This is a genomic window from Myxococcaceae bacterium JPH2 (assembly GCA_016458225.1).
In the GTDB taxonomy this organism is placed as follows: Bacteria; Myxococcota; Myxococcia; order Myxococcales; family Myxococcaceae; genus Citreicoccus.
Genome location: JAEMGR010000003.1, coordinates 13,738 through 32,342 on the forward strand (window position 1 = coordinate 13,738; position 18,605 = coordinate 32,342).

11 protein-coding genes and 1 tRNA gene are annotated in these 18,605 nt (G+C 69.8%); 5 read left to right on the top strand and 7 right to left on the bottom strand.

Going from position 1 to position 18,605, the window contains the following annotated elements:
- The first annotated feature begins 38 nt into the window (after nt 1-38).
- Entirely contained in the window at nt 39-449 is a 411-nt protein-coding gene (locus JGU66_04810; protein MBJ6760073.1) for a PaaI family thioesterase, read from the top strand.
- Nucleotides 450-595: 146 nt separating this feature from the next.
- On the opposite strand, the gene JGU66_04815 is transcribed toward JGU66_04810, so the two are convergent.
- Entirely contained in the window at nt 596-1,696 is a 1,101-nt protein-coding gene (locus tag JGU66_04815; protein MBJ6760074.1) for an alkene reductase, read from the bottom strand.
- A gap of 193 nt (nt 1,697-1,889) precedes the next feature.
- On the opposite strand from JGU66_04815, the gene JGU66_04820 reads away from it, so the two are divergent.
- A complete protein-coding gene (locus JGU66_04820; GenBank protein MBJ6760075.1) occupies nt 1,890-3,236 on the top strand; it encodes a hypothetical protein in 1,347 nt (448 codons plus the stop codon).
- Between the two features lie 79 nt (nt 3,237-3,315).
- Here the strand turns inward: JGU66_04820 and JGU66_04825 are convergent.
- Nucleotides 3,316-3,388 (bottom strand) — tRNA-Phe (locus JGU66_04825).
- A 78-nt stretch (nt 3,389-3,466) separates the two neighbouring features.
- Complete coding sequence (locus JGU66_04830; protein ID MBJ6760076.1) at nt 3,467-4,264, bottom strand: sigma-70 family RNA polymerase sigma factor; 798 nt, start codon at nt 4,262-4,264, stop codon at nt 3,467-3,469.
- A gap of 120 nt (nt 4,265-4,384) precedes the next feature.
- Between JGU66_04830 and nhaR the strand changes: the two genes are divergently transcribed.
- Nucleotides 4,385-5,284 (top strand): transcriptional activator NhaR, encoded by a 900-nt coding sequence (nhaR, locus tag JGU66_04835; GenBank protein ID MBJ6760077.1) that lies wholly within the window; start codon nt 4,385-4,387, stop codon nt 5,282-5,284.
- Between the two features lie 6 nt (nt 5,285-5,290).
- Here nhaR and JGU66_04840 read toward each other — a convergent pair whose 3' ends face one another.
- The gene (locus JGU66_04840) at nt 5,291-7,012 is read right to left on the bottom strand and encodes a sigma-54-dependent Fis family transcriptional regulator (protein MBJ6760078.1); all 1,722 of its coding nucleotides are present in this window, start codon (nt 7,010-7,012) and stop codon (nt 5,291-5,293) included.
- Between the two features lie 95 nt (nt 7,013-7,107).
- On the bottom strand, nt 7,108-7,704 hold the full coding sequence (locus tag JGU66_04845) for an RNA polymerase sigma factor (protein MBJ6760079.1): 597 nt from the start codon (nt 7,702-7,704) through the stop codon (nt 7,108-7,110).
- 137 nt (nt 7,705-7,841) lie between these two features.
- Between JGU66_04845 and JGU66_04850 the strand changes: the two genes are divergently transcribed.
- A complete protein-coding gene (locus tag JGU66_04850; protein MBJ6760080.1) occupies nt 7,842-11,783 on the top strand; it encodes a protein kinase in 3,942 nt (1,313 codons plus the stop codon).
- Nucleotides 11,784-11,858: 75 nt separating this feature from the next.
- Here JGU66_04850 and JGU66_04855 read toward each other — a convergent pair whose 3' ends face one another.
- Complete coding sequence (locus JGU66_04855; GenBank protein MBJ6760081.1) at nt 11,859-14,948, bottom strand: hypothetical protein; 3,090 nt, start codon at nt 14,946-14,948, stop codon at nt 11,859-11,861.
- 412 nt (nt 14,949-15,360) lie between these two features.
- Here JGU66_04855 and JGU66_04860 point away from each other — a divergent pair, with 412 nt between their 5' ends.
- Nucleotides 15,361-16,962, top strand: a complete 1,602-nt coding sequence (locus tag JGU66_04860) for an adenosine deaminase (protein MBJ6760082.1) — start codon at nt 15,361-15,363, stop codon at nt 16,960-16,962.
- A 29-nt stretch (nt 16,963-16,991) separates the two neighbouring features.
- Here the strand turns inward: JGU66_04860 and JGU66_04865 are convergent, their stop codons facing one another.
- Nucleotides 16,992-18,566, bottom strand: coding sequence for an aromatic amino acid hydroxylase (locus JGU66_04865; GenBank protein MBJ6760083.1), 1,575 nt, complete (start codon nt 18,564-18,566; stop codon nt 16,992-16,994).
- Between the last annotated feature and the right edge of the window lie 39 nt (nt 18,567-18,605).

Consider the following 18,605-nt stretch of genomic DNA (forward strand, 5'->3'; position numbering starts at 1 on the left):
TCCCGGCTTCGCACCTTCGAACCAGGAAGACCCACACCATGGATGACCTTCAAGAGTTCGCGCGGCAGGTCTTCGCAGCCCAGCCCTTCAGTCAGTTCCTCGGCGCTCAGCTGGCGAGCGCGGGCCCCGGGACCGCGGAGCTCCGGCTGCCCATCGTCGATCACCTGAAGCAGCAGCACGGCTTCGTCCACGGAGGCGTGCTCAGCTACCTCGCGGACAACGCCATCACCTTCGCCGGAGGGCTGGCCCTGGGAGGCAACGCGCTGACCTCCGAGTACAAGATCAACTACCTGCGGCCCGCGGTGGGAACGCTGCTCATCGCCAGGGCCCAGGCCAAGGGAACGGGAAAGAAGCAAGCCGTCTGCCAATGCGAAATCTTCGCGGTCAACAACGGCGAGGAGAAGCTCTGCGCCCTCGCCCAAGGAACCGTGGTCTCCGCCGCGTCCTGAGGATGCGGTTGGGAGACCCGGCTCCTGACCTTGGCACCAGCGAGGCCGCGGCCCTGGACGTCTGTCGAGCCGAGGTCACCATCCGCGACCACCGCGAGCCCAGGTGTCCCCCGGCACAACACACCCAGGGGGCACCGGGTCAGCGCTCAGAGCGTGGGATAGTCGATGTAGCCCTTCGCTCCGCCGCCGTAGAGCGTGGTCTTGTCGAGCTTCGCCAGCGGCGCGTTCTCGCGCAGGCGACGCACCAGGTCTGGGTTCGAGATGTACGAGCGACCGAAGGACACCAGGTCCGCGCCATCCTCGACGGCCTTCTTCGCCAGCGCGCCGTCGTAGCCGTTGTTCACCATCCACGCGCCCTTGCCCCCGGCGTCGCGGTACGCCTGCTTCAGCGCCGCGTAGTTGAATGGCCGGTCCGGCAGCTCGCGCGGGCCCCCCGTCGCGCCCTCGATGACATGGACATACGACAGGTCCCACTTCGCCAGCTCGCGCACGACGTACTCGAAGAGCGGCTGCGGGTTGGCATCGAACGCATCATTGGCAGTCGTGACCGGGGACAAGCGAATGCCTGTCTTCTTCGCGCCAATGGCATCCACGACCGCGCGCATCACCTCCAGCATGAAGCGGGCGCGATTCTCGATGCTCCCACCGTAGGCATCCGTCCGATGGTTGGAGCCGCTCTTGAGGAACTGATCGAGCAGGTAGCCATTGGCCCCATGCACCTCGACGCCGTCGAAGCCCCCGAGCGTCACCGCGTTGCGCGCGGCGGTGGCGTAGTCGCGCACGATGCCCGGCAGCTCCGCCAGCTCCAGCGCGCGAGGCACGGACGTGGGCACGAACTCAGCGGCCCCATTGCGAAGCAGCACGGTCTTGGCGTTCGCCACGATGGCGGACGGCGCGACCGGAGCCCCGTGGTTCGGCTGAAGCTCATGGTGCGAGACGCGCCCCACATGCCAGAGCTGCGCGACGATGCGGCCCTTCGCCTCATGCACCGCGTCCGTCACGCGCCGCCAGCCCGCGAGCTGCTCGGGGTGGTACAGGCCGGGCACGTCGGCGTAGCCCTGGCCCTGGTGTGAGATGGCGGTGGCCTCGCTGATGAGCAGCCCCGCGGTCGCGCGCTGCGCGTAATAGGTGGCGGCGATGTCCGGGGGGATCGCGTTGGGAGAGCGGTTGCGCGTCAGCGGAGCCATGACGACGCGGTTGGCGAGCGGCAGGTCGCCCACGGTGATGGGGTCGAACAGAGTCGGCATGAGCGCTTCGTCCAGAGGGGGAAAGAGAGAACGGCGCAACGTAACGATCTGCCGTCCGGGTCTCCATTGATTGTGGCCGCGCTCGAACGCGGCAGCGGGAGGGCCACGCGCTCGGCCCCTGGGCACCCGGAACAAGGCCGCTGCACCGTGCCTGGATGACTCAGGGACCGAGGAGCGAGGATAGGCTCGCTCCATGGCAGCCCACCGAGCACTCCCCTTCCAGGCATTCCCATCGCTGGCCCCCGAGGACGTCGAGCGGGCGGTCTCCTTGCTCGAGCGAATCTTCTCGCCGCGAAACCCCGGCGGACACAACACGGTCTACATTCCGAAGACCCTGGCCGCGAGCGACCTGGACTGGCTTCGTGGCGTGGGACTCGACCCGAACACGAGCCTCCGGCTCACGCATGACGAGGCCGTGGCCGCTGTCGTGGCGGCCCGGGAGCGCTACACCATCGCTGAAGGTGTCGAGGCCTTCGTGAGCAGCCTCGACAACGTGGGCGCGCCGCCGCATGGGTGTTTTCTCGAAGCCGTCCTCCTCGCGCACGGCATGCCGGCGCATCCCATGTCCTCTCCGAGGGAGGACCCGGCCACGGCGTGGTGCCGCGTGTGTGGACTTTCGCCCGAACTGCTCGTGCGTCCCGCGAGCATGTTCGCGCAATGGCAGACAGGAGGCTCGGGCATCCCAGGAAGAATCGAGTGGGCGCTCGTGGCCCTGGGACAGTTGGAAAGTTGGAAGACGCGTGTGCCCACGCCCCTCGCCAAGGCTCGGCTTGCGCATGTGGTGAAGGTCCTGGATGGCCTGGCCCCGGATACCCCTCCCGGGGGCGCGTTCGGCGCAGTGCAAGCCTTGGGCTTGGACAAGGCAGCGGCGCGATCCATCGTGGAGACGTTGGCCTTCGCGGGCGTGCTCGAAGCCCCGCCGCACGAGGGAATGGCGACGCGCTTCGTCTCCTTCGCCGAGCGAGATCAACGGCCGAGCGTCCGGGTCGAGGTCGACGCGCCCCTGGGTTTCTGGCGAGGCCGGAACGGAGTGCAGTGGACGAATGCCCAGACTCTGTTTGGACTGAGCCGGGACATGCCGCTGCCACCGCTGGAGCAGCCCGCGGCACACACGCCGGCCAAGAAGAAGGCAGCCCCCAAGAAGCCCGGGGCGGCGGAGCGAAAGAAGACACTGCCGCGCCGTCCGCCCGCCAAAGGAGATGTCTGGGCCCTCCGAATCCGAGAGGACGCCTGGGCCCTGCTCTACGTGTGGACGGTGAAAGAGCAAGCCCAGAGGCCCTACGCCCGCTGTGAGTTCATCGAGACGCTGTCGCTCGAGTGCCCCACCTCCGTGACGCCGCCGCTGACCACGCGGCCGCGCTATGACGGGCGCTGGCAGTACTGGGCCTCGGGGCTCGAGAAGGTGACAGGGAGCGCGCTCATCGCCGAGAACGTGCCAGAGCCCACCGCGAAGGAGCCGGTCCCCGAGCGCCTCTCGCATGGCGGAGCCAAGGACCTGCCCTGGTTGGCAAGCAGTTGCTTCGACTCGCTCGACGACTGACCGGAGCCAGAGCCTGATGCCCAAAAGACAAAGGGCTTTGAACCGGAGGTCCAAAGCCCTGAAGACTTTCCAACTTGTGTGCCCAGGGGCGGAATCGAACCACCGACACGGGGATTTTCAGTCCCCTGCTCTACCGACTGAGCTACCTGGGCGAAACGCGGCTGCGAGAAGCACCGCGCTTGTAGAGGCAGACGCTGGCGGCGTCAACCTCTTTCCACCCCAGTTTCACCTCAAGCCGCCAGCCGCAGCGCCTCACCGTCCCAGGCCGTACAACTCGCGGTGAGCCGGTGCCGCAGCTTGGTCCGCAGCGCCTGCTCAATCTGCCGGATGCGCACCGCCGTCACCCCGAACCGGCGGGCCAGCAGCTCCGCGCTCGCCCCCTCCTCCACCAGCATCCGCTCCTCCACCAGCGCCCGCTCCCGCGCGTCCAACTCGGGCCAGGCTTCCTCCACGCTCTCGCGCAGCTTCGCCACCCACCGCGTGCGGTCCGCGGACTCCTCCGGCGACACGTCATCGGCCATGAGCTGCTCCAACCGCGTCACCTCCCCGTCCTGGCCCACCGGAGCGTCCAGCGACACGTCCTTGGCCAGCCCCTCGGCGCCCTTCGCCACGTCCTCCTCCTTCCGGCCCAGCACGTCCGCCAGCCGCTTCTCCACCTCCGGGTGCCCCTCCCCCCAGCGGGCCTCCAGCCGCGCGCGCTCCCGCCGAAGCTGGAACACCACCCACGGCGCCCGCCCGCCCGCCACGCTCCAATTGCGCGCCACGTAGGCGCGGATCCGCGCGCGGATCCACTGCTGGGCATAGGCCCCGAACGGAATCCCTCGGTCCTCGAAGCGGCTCGCCGCCTCCATCAGGCCCACGTTCCCCTCCGCCACCAGCTCGTCCAGCGGGAGGCCCGTCCAGCGGTATTTCCACGCCAGCCGCTGCACCAGCTCCAGATGGCCGCGAACTCGCGCCTCCACCTGCGGCCCGCTTCCCCCCTGCACCGGGCACTTCGTCGTGGTCACACTCACCTCCATCGCTTCCATGGACAGCCCTCCTGCAAGTCACCCGCGCCCCCACTGCGCGCGAACGCCCAAGAGATAAGCGGAAGGCGTCCATGAGAAAATGAGGTAGTTTGAGCGTTATCCTTCGGTTATTTCTAACTCATGTCCTGGCTCAACTATCACCATCTCCTGTATTTCTGGACGGTTGCGCGAGCGGGCAGCATCGCCAAGGCCAGCGAGGAGCTGCACCTGGCGCAGCCCACCATCAGCAGCCAGCTCAAGCTCCTGGAGGAGTCGCTGGGCCACAAGCTGTTCGAGCGCCAGGGCCGCAAGCTGGCGCTCACCGACGTGGGCCGCACGGTCATGCGGTACGCGGACGAGATCTTCCGGCTGGGCAACGAGTTGAAGAACGTGGTCGCCGGCCACCCCGCGGGCCAGCAGGCGCGACTCAACGTCGGGCTGCTCGACGTCATCCCCAAGCTCGTCGCCGAGCAGCTCCTCAAGCCCGCGCTCGAGGCCGGTCCCTCGCTGCGTGTCATCTGCCGCGAAGGGCCGCTGCCCCAGCTGCTCGCCTCCCTGGCGCTGCATGAGCTGGACGTGGTGCTCGCGGACGCGCCGGGCGCGGAGACGGTGAGCGTGCGCTCGTTCAATCACTTGCTGGGCAAGTGTGGCGTCACCTTCTTCGCCGCGAGCGGGCTGGCCCATTTGAAGAAAGACTTTCCGCGCTCGCTCGATGGCGCGCCCGTGCTGTTGCCCTCCGATGAATCCTCGGTGCGCCGCTCGTTGGACCTGTGGTTCGAGCGACAGGGCCTGCGTCCCCTCATCGCGGGAGACTTCGACGACAGCGCCATGCTCCAGGCCTTTGGGCAGACGGGCCACGGCGTCTTCGCCATGCCCTCCATCACCGAGGCCGAGGTGATCCGCCAGCTCAACGTCTCCGTCATCGGCCGGACGGATGAAATCGAGACCTGCTTCTACGCCATCACCGTGGAGCGGCGCCTGCGCCACCCCTCCGTCGTCGCCATCGCCGAGGCGGCGCGCGCGCACGTGTTCGGGACCTGAGCCCGCTCAGCTCGCCTGGGTCAACACGCCGGGCACGGGCTGCCCGATCTCCGTGCAGAGGGCCTCCGCCTTCTTCACCTCCTGGCGCAGCGCCTTGAGGTGATTGCGGCTCGTCACCAGGGACGCGCGCCCGAGCAGCCGGAAGGCCTCGTCTCGCCCCACCTGCTGCACGGCCTCCGCCAGGACGAAGCCGCGCAGCGTCTCCGCGAAGTCGATGTCCAACGGCGCCTGTCTTCGCTGCGCCTCCTGAACGAAGACGCGCGCGGTCTGGCACATCGCCTCGGGCAGCGAGCGCTGCGTCCCACCCTCATAGGCCAGCGCTTGTTGGACGTGGGCCTCGCGCACCTCCAGCTCTGGCCCCATGCCGCCCTGCTGCATCCACGCGAGCGTGTAGGCGCGGCGGACGATGTTGTCGAGCTGTCTGAGATTGCCCGGCCACGCGTTCTGCTCCAGGCGCTGCGCTGCTCCCGAGGCCAGCCGCACGACGCACTCCGAGCGCTTCTCTCGGTGATGGCGCTCGAGCAGGTAGCGCGCCCAATCGCCAATCTCATCCCTGCGCTCGTCCAGCGCGGGCAGCCGCACGGGCAGGACGTTGATGCGGTAGTAGAGGTCCTCGCGGAAGGCGCCCTTGCGGACCGCGTCGGCGAGGTCCGCGTTGGTCCCCACGATGAAGCGGACCTCTGCGGCGTGTTCCCCCGAGGCATCGCCCAGCGAGCGGAAGGTGCGCTCCTCCAGGACGTGCAGCAGCCCCGCCTGGGCCTTGAGCGACAGCTTGTCGATCTCGTCGATGAACAACGTCCCGCCCCGCGCCCGCATCAGCGCGCCGGGGTTGTCTCGCACCGCGCCCGTGAAGGCGCCGCGCCGCCATCCGAAAAGCTCCGCCATCTGGAGTTCCTCGGGGATCATCGTCAGGTCCAGGCTCTCGAAGCGCCCCTCCTGCCGCGACGATTGGGTATGGCACCAGCGCGCCATCCGCGACTTGCCCGCGCCCGTGGGGCCGCTGAGGAGCAAGGTCTCCTCCTGCTGAGCGAAGACGCGCAGCACGTCGACCAAGGGGGCCATGGATGGGCCCACCACGGGGAGGAACGCATCGGGCTCCGGCGTGGCGCTCGGGCGCCAGGGCAGGCCTACGAGGTATGGCGCCGCGACGTCCGCGGCGAGCTGGAGCGAATCACTCAGCTCACGCCAGAGGAACTCCTGGTCCAACGCGGAGGGGCAGCTTGCCTCCAACGCGAGCATTCCATCGATGCGCCCGCCGACCGTGCGCAGGGGCAGAACACAGACATGGGTGGCCTCTCGGCTGAGCAGCCGTTGCTGACTCTCCTGCGTGACGTGGGTGAGGAGGGCCGGCGCGAGCGTGCTGGGCGCTCGGGCAGCGTGAGGGTGCAGCGTGCCCAGGCCCACGTTGAGGGAGACCGCGCCGCCGTGCTCCATCACGGCCCGCCACGCGGACACGGAGGCGAGCAAAGCCGCTCGCGGTCCATCCGTCAGCTCCGCGTTCGACTCCGGCGCGTGGGGCTCCCACTCCAGCGCCACCAACCGGCGATAGGCATCCGCCGGACGCAGGTGCACCACCCCGCGCAGCAGTCGCCCCTGTCCGGCGAAGAGGCTGGCGTCCAGGTGTCGCTGTGCCCGCTCCAGCATGGCGCGCAGGGTGAGCCGCGCGGCCTGCTCGAAGTGCCTCGCGGCATGCAGCCCCGTCACCAGGGCCGAGAACTCCTCGTACATCGACATCCTCCCACTCGCCGGCTCCCGCTCGGGAAACGGCGAGGGAATGTGAGCACAAGCCCCGTGCGCCCGTCGCGCCTGGAATGAGGACGCGCTCATGCCGCGAGCACCGTGGGCTGGAGTTGTGCGAGCAGCTTCGCTCGCGCGTCATGCATCCGCTTGGAGACCGTGCCCACCGAGATGCCCTGCGACGCCGCGATGTCCTGGTACTTCAGTCCCGCGGAGTGAAGCTCGAACGTGCTGCGCAGCTTCGGACTCAGGCCTCGCAGCGCTCGGGCGAACTGCTCGTCCGTGATGGCCTCGAAGCGCGGTGACGCGCTGTCGACCTGCCCGCCCATCACCTCGCCCGGGAGGCAGGGGTCATTCTCCTGGCGCGCGCGGACCCGCCGCTTCCGACACAGGTCATAGAAGAGTCGTGTGAGCGTGGTGACGAGCCACGCGTCACAGGAGGCGTCACGCGGCCGGCGCGCGGGCCCACCGAAGGTCTGGAGGAAGCGCAGCAGGACATCCTGAACGAGGTCCTCCGCGTCCGCGCCGTTGCGACACACCCGCCTCGCGTGGGTCAGCAGCCACGCCCGACGGCGGGCGACGAACACGCCGCTCGCGCACTCGCCTGGCACCCGCGCGGTGCCTGGGTCGGGCCCACCTCTGTCTCGTGCGGTCATCACGCCGCCGCCCTGAGCAGCCCCCATGCCAGCGGGCCTTCTCCCCGAGAGACGCGCGGACCGCAGGCGGGAGGTACCGACTCACGCGTGTCGCGGCTACGGCGGCGCGTCACCCGAACACGCGGAGATAGGCCGCCCGTGGCGCACGCCCTAGACTCCGCGCCATGCCGCCAGCCCGGCCCGCCGGGGCGCCTCTGCCCGTGCTCCCCGCCGCCACCCTCATCGCCGAGCGCTTCTCGCTGACGGACTTCATCGGTCACGGCGGGATGGGCTCCATCTACCGCGCGGCGGATCTCCGCTCGGGGCGGACCGTCGCGCTCAAGCTGCTCCACGAGGACAGCGCCGAGGCCCTGCATCGCTTTCATCGCGAGGCCACGCTCCTCTCGGAGCTGGAGCACCCGGGCATCGTCGGCTACGTGGCCCATGGCACCGGAGCCGAGAGCCCGCCCTTTCTCGCCATGCAGTGGCTGGAGGGCGAGGACCTCGCGCGGCGACTCGCGCGGCGACGCTTGAGTCCCACCGAGGCGCTGGAGGTGCTGACGCACGCGGCGCGGGCGCTCGCTCGGGCCCACGCGCACGGCGTCATCCACCGCGACCTCAAGCCCTCGAACCTCTTCCTGCGCAACGGACGGACCGAGGAGGTCGTGCTGCTCGACTTCGGGCTCGCGCGGCGCGTGCGGCCCTCCGTGGCGATGACAGCCCACCAGATGGTGCTGGGCACGCCGGGCTACATGGCCCCCGAGCAGATCTCCGGACACGAGGCGCTGACGCCCGCCGCGGACATCTTCTCCCTGGGCTGCGTGCTCTACGAATGTCTCACGGGCCGGCCGCCCTTCGCCGCGCCCCACTTCGTCGCGGCGCTCGCCAAGGTTCTCTTCACCCAGCCCGAACCCGTGCGCGCGCGGTGTCCCGAGCTGCCGCGTGGCCTGGAGGCGCTCCTGGAGCGCATGCTCGCCAAGCAGCCAGCACATCGCATCCCAGACGCGAGCGCGCTGGTCACCCTGCTGGAGTCCACGTCCCTCCTGGCCTCGGAGGCGGAGCCGCTCGCGGGTTCGCCGGAGAGCGTGCCCCGCGTCCTGCTGGGCGCCGAGCAGCAGCTCGTCAGCGTGCTGCTGGCCATGCCGCGTCCGTCCGTTGCCAGCCCGCGCGAGACATGGCAATCCTTGCGCGACACCCTGCGCCAGGTGTTGTCGCCACACGGCGCACAGGTGGAGCTGCTCGCGGATGGCGCGCTCGTGGTCACGCTCGCCGCGACCCATGGCTCCGCGATGGACCCCGCCGCGCTCGTGGCCCGGTGTGCGCTGCTTCTTCAAGAGCGGTGTCCCGAGGCCGCCGTGGTGCTCACCACGGGGCGCGGACGCCTGGATGCGCCCCTGCCCGTGGGCGAGGCGGTGGATCGCGCCGGGCAGTTGATGCACCAGTGGGAGCAGTTCCCCACCGAGCCGTCCGCGCGCGTGCTGCTGGATGAGGTCACCGCGGGGCTGCTCGGCCCCGACTTCCAGCTCACGCGTCCGCGCGAGGACCTGTTCCTGCTTCGCGGCGCACAGGTGGATGCCGACGAGTCACGCCCGCTGCTCGGCAAGCCCACGCCCTGCGTTGGCCGTGAGCAGGAGTTGGCGCTGCTGGAGCTGACCTTCAACACCTGCGTGCAGGAGTCCTCCGCGCAGGCGGTGCTGGTGAAGGCGCCGGCGGGCCTGGGCAAGTCGCGGCTGCGCCATGAGTTCCTGCGCCGCTTGCGCAGGCAGGAGCAGCCCGTGTTGGAGCTGCTCGGCCGTGGCGACCCGATGAGCGCTGGCTCCGCGGACGGACTGATAGGACAGGCATTGCGGCGCCTGTGTGGGATGACTGGCGCGGAGCCTCTCGGCCCTCGACGTGAGCGCTTGGCCGAGCGCATCGGCCGGCACCTGCCCGCCGCGCACCAGGCGGAGGTGACAGGCTTTCTGGGCGAGCTGTGCGGTGTGCCCTTCCCGGAGTCTCACCATCCCCGGCTGAGCGCCGCGCGTGGCAACCCGCAGCTCCTGAGCACGCAGGTCGGCCGGGCCCTGGTGACGTTCCTCCGCGCCGAGTGCGCGCAGCAGCCGGTGCTGCTCGTCCTGGAGGACCTGCACTGGGGAGAAGCGCACACCGTGAGGCTGCTGGACGAGACGTTGCGCGAGCTGGCCGAGCAGCCCTTCATGGTGCTGGCCCTGGCTCGCCCTGACGTGGAGCACCTGCTCCCCACGTCCGGCGCGCGGCGCATGCAAGAGCTGCCGCTGCGGGGACTGAGCCGCAAGGCCGAGGCACGACTGGCGCGCGAGGTGTTGGGCGCGGAGGTTCCCGAGGCGGTCATCGAGCGCCTCGTGGAGCACGCGGCGGGCAATCCGCTGTTCCTGGAGGAGCTGATCCGAGGCGAGGCCGAGGGCCGCGGAGAAGCCGCGCCGCGCACGGTGCTCGCCATGATTCAAGCGCGCCTGGGGCGACTGGAGCCTCGCGCGCGGCAGGTGCTGCTGGCCGCGAGCTTCTACGGGCGCGCCTTCTGGGGCAACGGCGTGCTCGCGCTGCTGGGCGAGGCGATGCCTCCCGCGGAGCTGGAGCACTGGCTGCGCCGACTGGTGGACCTGGAGTGGGTGGAGCCCCAGGACTCCAGTCGCTTCCCCGAGCAGGTCGAGTATCGCTTCCGACACGCGCTGGTGCGCGATGCGGCGCATGGCCTGGTGCCGGATGACGACAAGGCCGCGGGGCATGACCTCGCGGGGCGCTGGTTGGAGCGGACAGGGGAGCGGGATCCGCACGTCCTCGCGGAGCACTTCCGCCTGGGCGCGAAGCCCGAGCGCGCCATCCCCTACTTCCTCCTCGCCGCCGAGCACCTCTTCGATCGGCATGACCTGGGCGGCATGGAGCGCTGCATGGACGCCACCCTCGCGCTGTCTCCGCCGGAGGAAGCGCGGGTCCGGCTGCGAGCCCTGCGCGCCACCACCGCGTTCTGGATGGATGACTTCAGCACGCTCGGCGAGCTGGGCCATGCGGTGTTGCCCAGCCTGGAGCCGGGCAGCGCGCAGTGGAGCCGGCTCATCAGTGGACTCAGCCTGGGCTCCACGCTCAGCGGGCATCGGGACTTTGTCGTCGAGCTGTGCGCTCAACTGCGCGCCGCACGCCCCGGCGCCGAGTCGCGAGGGGCCTACTTCCTGGCGCTCTGCTTCGCGTGCTGCATGGCGTCCTACCTGGGAGACATGCCCGAGGTGACCGCGTGCTTCGCGCACCTCGAAGGGCTGGGCCAGGAGGTCATCGCGCGGGACGGCGTCGTGAGGGGCTGGCGTGGCATCGCTCATGGCTTTCGCGACCTGTGCCTGACCGGCAGTCCGTGGACCGCGCTGGATTGGGCGGAGCAGGCCGCGCGGGCGCTCCAGGAAGTGGGCTCCGAGCGCGACGAGGTGGCCGCGCTCACCTGGCGAGCCCAGGCGCTGATGGCCCTGGGACGAACCGAGGAGGCCCTGGAGCAGGTGCGCCGAGGCATGGCGCTGGCGCTGCGCGTGGGACAGCTCTTCCCCATCACCCATGCGCGGCAGACGCTCGCGCTGCTGCTGGCGGGGAGCCCTGAAGTCGCGCACCAGGACGAGGCCCGCGCCCTGGTCCTCGAATGGGTGGATGCGCGCCTGCCCAACCTCGTGCACCGAGGGACAGCGCACCTCGTGCTCTCTCGGGTCGCCACGAGCCAGGGGCGACTCACCGAAGCGCTGGAGCACGCGCGGCTGGCGTGTGACGTGCTCGCGCTGTTCGCGCCTTTCCTCGCCCAGGCGCGCTGGAACTTGAGTGCGCTGCTTCTCGCGTGGGGGCACTGCGACGAGGCACGGAGGACGGCATCACTCGCGCTGGAGGCGCTGGCGCGAAGCGGCGGCGAGGGCGTGGCCCGGGTGGGCCTGCTCCAGGTGCTGGCGGAGTCCTGCCTCGCCTTGGGCGATACATCGGCCGGAGAGGCGGCGCTGCGGCAAGCCCTGCGCTGCATCCACGCACGTGCTCGGGAGATTCCCGATGGCCCTTTGCGCGAGCGCTACCTGGCACATGTCCCCGAGAACGCCCGGGTGCGCGAGCTGACTCGACAGCGCTGGGGCGACACGCACCCGACTTGAAAAGACACTCGCGCCGAGGCCCCTGGAGGGGACAGCCTCGGCGCGAGCGGCGCTCAGGCCTTCAACACCTGCGCGTTACATCTCCTCCTCGTCATTGCTCACGGTGAGGTCGACCTTGAGGTAGTCATTCGAGCCCGACTCTCCGTTCTTGATCTTGAAGTACAGGGGCGCGGCGCTGTCGCGGACGACGTCCACGACATTGGTCGTCTCCGCATCCAGGTCCGTGTTGCTGCACGACCAGCCCTCGTACAGCTTGCCGTGCGCGCTCACCGAGACGTCTGTCTTGTTGCTCGCGCGGGTGAGGGTCAGGGTGACCTCCATGCGGACCTCGTCATCCACGCACTTGGAATAGCTCCACGTCTCGCTCTCGTGGCCGTCCTCCAGATACGCCGTCTGGTCGATGGGGATGGTCGCGTACTTGTTGCCCAACAAGTCCTCCTCCATCGCCTCCAGGACGCCGGTGACGTGGACCGCGCGGTAGTACTCGGGGGGGTGAGCCGGGTCGTTCTGGTGGAAGACCTGGATGGTGCGCGTGAACGGGGTGTTCAGCGTGCGGCCATGGCTGTCATGCAGCGCGGTGACCTGCACCGTCTTGTCTCCAAACGTCGTCCACCGGTGGCGCTTGAGGAACGTCTCGTCGAACCGGGCTCCGGTGAACTCGGTGGGCGCGGTGCCGTCTCCCCAGTCGACGCGGTAGGTGATGGCGTTGTCCTGCTGGAGCGAGGCCGGCGAGGCCAGCGCATTGTCCTTCTCGAACGGGAAGCAGGGGCGCATGCGGATGGTGTAGCCCGTGCTGTCGTACTGGCCCGGGTTGCCCGTGCCGACCAGCATCGGCGCGAGGGCGTTCGCGCCACCCGGGACGGACGAGACGAGGTTCTGGAAGTAGAGGTGGCGCTTGCCCGTGGAGAAGATGTCGTTCCACTGCTTCGCGCCGAGGAAGATGAGCCCCACTTCGCCCGTCACGTTGAGACGCCAGTTGAGGTCGAAGTAGCCACCCTGGACGAACTCCTCCGTGCCATCCCCGTCGCCGTCACCGCAGTTGTTGCCCGAGTAGCCCCACAGGTCTCCGTCGATGTACGGCCGCACCCCGGCCTGTCCGTACGCCAGCTCATCCGTGTAGAGGAAGAGGCGCACCGCCGCCTGCGCCCAGACTGACGGCTGCACGCGGCCGGAGATGCTGCCCGTTGCGTTCAACCCCGAGGGCGGCGGCATGCTCGCGGTCGTCACCGACGTGCAGCCGTCCGGCGTGCAGTCCACGCCGAAGTGGACCGAGGTGCTCTGCGTGGCCGCGTAGGTCAGGCTGGTGGTGGCGTTGGCCGCCACGTCGATGCCCACGGTGATGGGCAGGTTGAGGCCCACGACCACGGGCACCGGGCCTGCCATGAAGGGCATGGTCACCAGGTTCGGCTTCGCGATGGGGAACGCCCAGGTGTTCGCATAGGCGATGGTCCCGTTCACCGTGGCGCCGTAGTTGAGCGCGCCATCGCCCGACACCTTGAAGGACTCGAAGCTGGCGCCCACCGGGATGCACAAGCCGAAGAGGCCGTAGCGAGGAACATTCATGTTCAGCTCGCCCGACGCCTGCGCGGTGAGGTTGCCGCTCGTGGTGATGGAGCCGGTGAAGCCCGAGCCCAGGTCCTTCTGGTAGTTGAGGTTCGACGTGAAGTCGAACGTGTGTCCCCACGAGGCGTGCTCGTCCGGACACCCGAAGCTCAGCGCATTGAAGCCCGAGGCCGGCGGCGAGGCGATCGACTGGAGATAGGGCGTGAGCGAGCCCTGCAGCTCGGAGGCGCGAATCTCCTCGAGGATGCGCTTGTCGAGGAAGAACATCGTCGTCTTCCCGACCGAGCGGTCCGCGAGCTGCGTGCGCAGCCCCTCCGGCATCGGCGCGTTCGCGATGCCCAGGTCATCACTCACCACGTAGAGGTCCGAGTTGAACGGCCCCGTGGCGCTGTCCGTGTTGCCACCGCTGGCGTTGATGAGTTCCCAGCCCGTGCCCGTGTCGAGCACGACCTGGACGTAGAGCGCGGAGAAGACCTCGGCGGAGGCCTGGTCCCCCGTGCTGATGCCACCGACCACGAGCACACGGCCGTTGTTCAGCAGCGTGGCGGTGTGCTGGTAGCGAGACACGCCCATGGCGGGCACCGTGTCCCAGACACCGCGCGCCGGGTCATACAGCTCCGAGGCCGTCTGGATGCCCGTGGACGTGTCATAGCCGCCCGTGACGAGCACCTTGCCGTTGGCCAGCACCGTCGCCGTGTGGAGATGGCGCGGCTGGCTCATGGCACCAGTGGCGGACCACGTCCCCGTCGCCGGGTCATACAGCTCGGCGCGCGTGGAGGGCTCGCCATCCGCCGCGCCACCCGAGACGAGCACCTGCCCGTTGGCCAGCACCGTGGCCGAGTGGTCCGCGCGCGCCGTCCCCAGCGCCCCCGCCGCGGTCCACGTCCCCGTCGCCGGGTCATACAGCTCCGCCGAGGTCAGCCGCCCCGACGCGCCCTCGCCTCCGGACACCAGCACCTTGCCGTTCGACAGCAGCGTCGCGGTGTGGTGCGCGCGGGCCGTGCCGAGTGAGCCCGCCGCCGTCCACGCGCCCGTCGCCGGGTCATACAGCTCCGCCGAACCCAGCGCGGCGCCGCCGTACTCCCCGGACGCGCCGCCCGTGACGAGCACCTTGCCGTTGCCGAGCAACGTGGCGGTGTGGTGATAGCGAGCCGTGCTCAGCGGCGCGGGCGTCGTCCAGGTCCCCGAGGCAGGGTCGAACAGCGCCGTGGTGACGCCCACGTCCGTTCCACCCACGACGAGCACCTTGCCGTTCGACAGCAGCGTCGCGGTGGGCCGATGGAAGCTCGCGGGCGCGGCGCCCGTCTGGCTCCAGGTGCCGGTGGCCGGGTCATACACCTCCACCGAGGGGTTGTAGCCGCCCACGACGAGCACGCGTCCGTCTTGCAACTTGATGGCGGAATGCAGCAGCCGCGCCGCGGCCAGGTTGGGCGTCCGCGTCCAGCCCGTCTCCGCCGCGTTCGACACGGTGCCGATGGCCTGGGCCTGCATGCCCACGGCGGGCGCTGCCTCGGGATTCCCCTCGGGCTTTCCCGTCCCGGTGTCCTCACAGCCGCCGGTCAGCAGCAGCGCGAGGACGCCGAACTTCATGAATCGAGTCACGATGTCTCCTCCACAAGGATGGGGGTCGATGCCCTCCCGCGAATGCCTGCTCAAACGGCGGCCTCGCGGACAGAGCGTGGAGAAGACGTGGGCTCCCTCGTTTTGTTACCCCGCCCTCCGCGAAGACGCCGCATGTCTGGAATGGCCTTGCACCGAGGTAACAAATCGCGCGCTGAGCGTCGTGCCGCGGGGAGGTATGCCTTCACCCGGGTGGGTACCCCCGCGGGCCGAGGACTGCTGACCCTCGGACAATCCCACGCACGGATGTCCAACACCCGGCGCCCTTGGCGTTTTCACGTTTTCCAACGATTGCACAAGCATTGAGCGTGCTGGTGGTGTAGAGGACGCCGCATCGCCCCGGGGCCACGATGCGGCCGGCCCCGCGGCTCAATCCGCCCAACAGGAGAACGTGATGGTGAAAGCACTTCATTGGGGAGTGTGTGTGGCATTGCTCGCGGCGGGGTGCTCGGACGAGCCCACTTCGCCCCCACCCGCGGAGGCGTCTCGCGAGGAGCGCGTGGGCCAGAAGCTGGAGTCCCTGCGCGACCAGCCCGCGCCGCTGCGTGACTTCCTGGTGCAGCTGCCCAAGGGAGCGGACCTCCACACTCACCTGTCTGGCGCGGTGACGATGGAGAACCTCATCCAGTGGGGCACGGAGGACGGCGTCTGCGTGAACACCACCACCTGGGTGGCGGCGGCGCCGCCGTGCGCGACGGGCGCGGTGTCCATGGTCAATACCCAGACGGACGCGACCTTCAAGCGCAACATCCTGCAGGCGTGGTCCATGGAGGGGTTCCAGGGCACGCTCCTGGAGGGGCACCAGCACTTCTTCGACGCGTTCGGGAAGTTCGGGGCGGTCCTCAGCGAGCCGCGCACGGATGACTCCATCGCGGACGTGCTGAACACCGCGGGCCGGAACCATCAAATCTACGTGGAGTTGCTCCAGGGGCTGAGCTCCAGCACCGTGGGGCGCCTGGCCACGAAGTACATCCAGCCGGGGGACCCGTGGGACGAGGCCTATCTCCTGAAGAAGCGGGGCGAGCTGATGGCGGACCCCGTGTTCGCCGCCACGCTGGAGGCCACGCAGGCGTCCATCACCAAGTCCATCACCGGCGCGCGCGACCTGCTCAAGTGCGGCACGGCCGCCGCGGAGCCGGGCTGCGACGTGGCGACGCGCTTCGTCCTGTCCGCCAATCGCACCCAGGACCGCGGCTATGTCTTCGCCCAGTGGGTCTACGCCTACGAGCTGGCGCAGGTCTCCCCGGAGGTCGTGGGCATCAACCTGGTGTCCCCCGAGGAGAATGACAACTCATTGAAGTTCTACGACGACGAGATGTTCGCGCTCGACGTCCTGCGCCGCTTCAACCAGCGCACCGCCAACCGCCGCACCGTCCACATCTCCCTCCACGCCGGAGAGCTCATCCCCTCCGTCCTCCCCACCACGCCCGAGGGCCAGCGGCAGCTCTCCTTCCACATCCGCCACGCGGTGGAGATCGCCCACGCCGAGCGCATCGGACACGGCGCGGATGTCCTCGACGAGACCGCGGGCGACGGCGCGGAGGACCTGCTCTGGGACATGAACGGCTTGGATGTGATGGTGGAAATTTGCCTGTCGTCCAACAGCATCCTGTTGGGCAAGTCGGGCGCGGCCCATCCGCTCAAGAGCTACCTGGGCCATGGCGTCCCGGTGGCGCTCTCCACGGATGACCAGGGCATCTTCCGCACCAACATCACGGATGAGTACGTGCGCGCCGTGAGCGACCAGGGCCTGGACTACCGCACGCTCAAGGCCATGGTGCGCACCAGCCTGGAGCACGCCTTCCTGCCCGGCGTGAGCCTGTGGAAGACCCGCAGCCAGTACGACGGCCGCGTCGAGGCGTGTGCCCAGGACACGCCCGGCCCGAACGCGCCCTCGGCGACCTGCGCCGCGCTGCTCGCCAGCAGCGAGCGCGCCGCGCTCCAGTGGAAGCTGGAGTCCCAGTTCGCCGCGTTCGAGGACGCGGTCCTGAAGTAACGCGAGCCACGGGCCCGCGCGCGGCTCGCCTAAGCGCGCGCGGTTCCGCGCAGCTCGTTCACCTCGGCGAGCAGCAGCCAGTCCGAGGGGAAGTCCGAGGAGGCGCGGACGAGCTGCTCCAGCCGCTCGGGACGCAGCGCGCCCTTCTCGCGCATCTCGCGCACCTCGCGGTAGAGCGTGGCCAGCGCCGGAGACAGCGCCTCGGCCTTGCGCTCCCGAGCGCGCTCCTCGCCGTCCCCGGCGGTGAAGGCGTCCAGCTCCCCGAACCACTGGTCCCACGCGCCCGTGTCCGCCGGGCCGCCCGCCACGGAGGGCAGCCGCTCGGAGACGTACAGGTGCGCCACCGCCGGCAGCTCCAGCGGACGCCCCGCGAGCTGCCCGTGCAGCGCGAGCACTTCTCCGCCGCCCGCCGCGAAGCCCTCCAGCACCAGGCCGCTGTCGAGCGCGAGCCGGAAGGCCCCTCGCTCCGGAAGACGCGCCGCGCCGAAGGCCACCAGCGCGGGGCCATTCCAGGGCTTGCCCACCGCCTTGCCTCGCAGCGACGTGACGACGGGCCCCTCCAGGCGCGCCAGCGCGGTGGACAGTCCGGGCGCCACCGGGCGCGGTGCGGCGAGCAGCTCCACCACGCGGCCCGTCACCTCGCGCCCATCCGCGAGCACCAGATGGTTGACGGTGCGCGCGTGCATCGCCTCGCGCAGGCCGTAGTCCCCGCCGCGCTTCCAGGCCAGCGTGGACTCGAACTCGGCGAGCACCTCGAACAGGTGCTCGAAGTCGCGCGCGACGAAGAGCTGCGGCTGCATCCGGGTGATGTCGTAGTCCGTGTCCGCGCAGGCCACGCTCAGGGGCAGCTTGCGCACCGCGGAGGTGAGGCAGTGCTTCGCCTCGCCGATGCTCGACAGCAGGCCCGCGCCATAGATGCGCGGGTTCGACACGTCGCCGATGAGCCCGTACTCCGCTGTCCACCAGTACAGCCGGCTGGCCCGCGTGCCCTCGCTGACGCCTCGGCGGCTGGCGCTGGCGGCCTCCAGCCGGGCCTGCGCGTGCGACACCTCGACCTCGCTCGTGGTGGGGTCTTCCTTCACCACCGACAGGTTGCGGATCGCCTCGAAGACCGCCTGGTCCTCCACGCTGGAGATGGACTTGAAGCCCACCAGCCCGCAGGCCTTCAGGTACTCGGCATAGCGGCGGTTGGCGATGATGGGCGCGTGGCCCGCGCTCTCATGGACGATGTCCGGCGCGGGCGTGTACTCGATGTGCTCGTGGGTGCGGATGTCCGACGCGATGGCCAGCACGCCCAGCGACTGAAGCTCGGTGAAGACCGCGGGCGGGATGAAGCCGCGCACGCCCACGCACGCCCACCCCAGCTTCGACAGCCGCTCGTTCATCTCGTCCAGGCTGGGGATGGACTCCATCCCGATGCCCGTCGCCTCCAGGCCCTCCAGGTAGACCGGGTGGGCCTTGTCCGCCAGGTGACCGCGCAGCTTGCCGAGGATGTGACGCCACACCGCCTGGTCCCGCGGGGTGTACGCCGCGTAGTCCTGCCCCACCACATACCGGCGAAGGTGAGCGGGCAGGTTGGCGATCGTCCGTTCCGTGGGCGTCATGGTGGCTGGGACCTCCGTCAGCAAAGGCTTGAACGAGGG

What these genes read in the sequence shown, in the direction of transcription:
- JGU66_04810 (MBJ6760073.1), top strand. Translation starts at nt 39, where the DNA reads ATGGATGACCTTCAAGAGTTCGCGCGGCAGGTCTTCGCAGCCCAGCCC.
- JGU66_04815 (MBJ6760074.1), bottom strand. Translation starts at nt 1,696, where the DNA reads ATGCCGACTCTGTTCGACCCCATCACCGTGGGCGACCTGCCGCTCGCC.
- JGU66_04820 (MBJ6760075.1), top strand. Translation starts at nt 1,890, where the DNA reads ATGGCAGCCCACCGAGCACTCCCCTTCCAGGCATTCCCATCGCTGGCC.
- JGU66_04830 (MBJ6760076.1), bottom strand. Translation starts at nt 4,264, where the DNA reads ATGGAAGCGATGGAGGTGAGTGTGACCACGACGAAGTGCCCGGTGCAG.
- nhaR (MBJ6760077.1), top strand. Translation starts at nt 4,385, where the DNA reads ATGTCCTGGCTCAACTATCACCATCTCCTGTATTTCTGGACGGTTGCG.
- JGU66_04840 (MBJ6760078.1), bottom strand. Translation starts at nt 7,012, where the DNA reads ATGTACGAGGAGTTCTCGGCCCTGGTGACGGGGCTGCATGCCGCGAGG.
- JGU66_04845 (MBJ6760079.1), bottom strand. Translation starts at nt 7,704, where the DNA reads ATGGGGGCTGCTCAGGGCGGCGGCGTGATGACCGCACGAGACAGAGGT.
- JGU66_04850 (MBJ6760080.1), top strand. Translation starts at nt 7,842, where the DNA reads ATGCCGCCAGCCCGGCCCGCCGGGGCGCCTCTGCCCGTGCTCCCCGCC.
- JGU66_04860 (MBJ6760082.1), top strand. Translation starts at nt 15,361, where the DNA reads ATGGTGAAAGCACTTCATTGGGGAGTGTGTGTGGCATTGCTCGCGGCG.
- JGU66_04865 (MBJ6760083.1), bottom strand. Translation starts at nt 18,566, where the DNA reads ATGACGCCCACGGAACGGACGATCGCCAACCTGCCCGCTCACCTTCGC.